The 2,656-nt window shown below is 64.6% G+C and carries 2 protein-coding genes and 1 riboswitch; both genes read right to left on the bottom strand.

Annotation, left to right across the window (positions count from 1 at the left end; all coding sequences use genetic code 11):
- Positions 1–875: hypothetical protein (locus tag GY769_12290; GenBank protein MCP4202700.1), on the bottom strand; the 875-nt coding region annotated here is incomplete at its 3' end.
- A 40-nt stretch (positions 876–915) separates the two neighbouring features.
- Positions 916–1,031, bottom strand: a riboswitch (cyclic di-GMP riboswitch).
- Between the two features lie 279 nt (positions 1,032–1,310).
- Positions 1,311–2,656: tetratricopeptide repeat protein (locus GY769_12295; protein ID MCP4202701.1), on the bottom strand; the 1,346-nt coding region annotated here is incomplete at its 5' end.

Genomic DNA, 2,656 nt, shown 5'->3' on the forward strand with positions numbered 1-2,656 from the left:
ACAGTCGTATTGCTCGCCAAGGCGGATTCCCCGACCGCGGTCAGGAGGCTCGCGTCAGTGTTGGAAAAGAGAGCATTCCTTCCCACCGCAGTGTTGAAGCTGCCGATGGTGTTGGAGAATAGAGCGCTGACTCCGACCCCGGTGTTATAGCTGCCGTATAAAGATGTGGAGGCCCCGTCCGTATAGTAGAGCGCTGTGTGCCCGACCGCGACGTTGTTGCTTCCCGTGGTGTTGCGGGTGAGGGCGTAGCCTCCGAACGCACTGTTGTAGCTGCCGAAAGTGTTGTTCGAGAGCGCGTCGAACCCGAAGGCGCTGTTCAACTCACCGACCTCGTTGGACTCGAGCGCGTAGGCGCCCAGTGCCGAGTTGAAGGTGCCCTCGGTGGTGCCATTGAGGGCGTAGTAGCCGACGGCGGTATTGTAGGAGCCACTGGTGGTCGACTCCAGAGCTCTATAACCCATTCCCTGGTTCCCTGCGGCATCGTTCCAGAGCCAAGGGTACCCGTTCTTGGAGACGTTGCTATTGGAGCCCAGCTCGAAATCGCCGTCGATCGTGAGTGAGCGATCGGCGGGGTTGAAGCTCGGAGTGAGGGCCGAGACCGAGCCGCGAAATCGTCGAGGAGCGGCCGCGTGGGCGGCGCCGGCAGCCATCTGACGAATCTGCTCGCGCTCGGCCTCCATGGCCTTCTCGCGCTGCTCGATAGCCCTCTGACGCCGCTCTTCCGCCCGCTCGGCGCGTGAGGTCTGCGCCGAGGCGTAGCTCCGCTGGCTCGAGTCACCGGACGCCGACGCACGGCCCTCGACCACCGTCCAAATCGGCAGCAGGCCGACGACCAAACCGGTCGCAATCAGGCTGACACTCTTCGCACGCTTCATGGCTCGCCTCCCATCCAGAGCTTTGAAAGAACACGCTGTCGTCGGCAGCCCGGCGATCTTGCAGTCCTTCCGGTTCTGCTCCCAGCCATGCGGGGAGGAGGGCGAAGACCCGTGGCTTTGCGACCCTGGGTTTTCCCAGGTGTGCCTTTGTCGAGGTTCAAAATTAGTACTCTCTTTGGAAAGGGCGCCATACCCGGTCGGGTGGGGTGGTTTGGGTCCAACACCGGCGCTGGATGGGTGGTGTGGGAGCCGCTCGGGCGTCCCTTCGACCGCAGCGATGCGTATCTGACTGAGACCGGGAGAGTTTGCTACGCCGGTTCTGACGTCAGGAATATGCCTGCTGGGGTAACTGCCACTGGTTCTTGCCTACCCGCCGGGATGGGGCAAGGAAGTGCTTCTAAGTGGGGCGGAGCATTTCGGCGTGTCGGCGGCCGGTTATTTAAGTAGGTCCTGCAACACCGGATAGCCGGCCGCCTCGGCACGCGCCGCCCCGCCGCCGCTCGCCAGGCTCGCGGCCAGGAACTTCCTCGCCACCTCTGGTTGATCCGAACCCGCGTGAAGCACCGCCAGGCCGAGAGGGGCGCGCCAGTTCGCGGGATAAAGGCGCCGAACCAGCAGAAAGCTCTTGTAGGCGTCCTCGGCGCGGCCGAGGCGCAGATAGGCCATGCCGAGGCCGGTGTTGATGACCTCGTGATCGGGCGCGAGCCGGGCGGCCTGCTCGAGCAGCTCGACGGCCTCTTCGATACGACCGTTCTCGCTGTAGATGAGCGCCAGGTTGTAGCGGGACTCGACGTGGCCGGGACCGAGCGCGACCGCCTGCTCGAAACTTGTCCGGGCCTCATCGATCATTCCGCGATCGAGAAAGATCGCGCCCAGGTTGTTGTGGGCCAGTGTCGCCTCCGGGTGCTTGGGATCGATCTCGAGCGCCTGTCTGTACATGGTGATCGCTTCGTCGACTCGGTCCTGGTTGCCGTAGGTAACGCCCAGGTTGTAGCGGGCCTTGAACGAGTCGGGCTCGAGCTCGAGAACGCTCTTGAAGGCCGCCTCGGCGTCGGTCAAGCGGCCGGCGCGTTGCAGCACGTCGCCGTAGCCCATGTAGAGGAAGGGCTGGGAGTTGTCGATCCCGAGCGCCTCTTCGAACAGCCGAATCGCGTCGGCGAGATCGTTCTGATCGCGCCGCAGCTCGGCGAGCTGCGACAGCGCGCCGGTCGAGTTGGGATCGACCTGAAGAGCGCGGCGCACCAGATGCTCGGCGTCGGCCACGCGGCCTTCGAAGCGGTGGATGTTGGCCAGGTTGAGCAGCGCTTCGGCGTTCGAAGGATCCAGCTCGAGCGCCTTCTGGAACTCTCGGCGGGCTTTGTCCGGCTCGCCGTTACGCAGATGAATCCGTCCCATGTTGTTGTGCATCTCGGGAGAGGACTCGCCGGCCTCGCCCGCGGGCAGCTCGGAGTCCGGCTCTGCTTCCTCCGATCCGCCCAGATAGCCGAGCGCTCTCAGGGCGCGCTCGTTGGCGGCCTGCTCGTCGGCATCGTAGTCCTCGATCTGCGCTGGGGTTTCCTCGCCCGATTCGTCCTCGTAGGTCGGGACGTAGCGGATCGGGTTCTCCTCCATGAACTCGGGCAGGAAGACCCGGTCAAGCACCTTGCCGTCCATGTCCTTGGCGACCGGGAACCCCAGGTAGTGGAGCACTGTTGGCGTGAGGGCGAGCACCGAGGCGCCGGCGACTTTGGCCCCGGCGCGAATCTGGGGCCCGGCGGCGAGAAAAACACCGTCGGTTTCGT

The sequence above is a fragment of the bacterium genome (assembly GCA_024224155.1).
Taxonomy (GTDB): Bacteria; Acidobacteriota; Thermoanaerobaculia; order Multivoradales; family JAHEKO01; genus CALZIK01.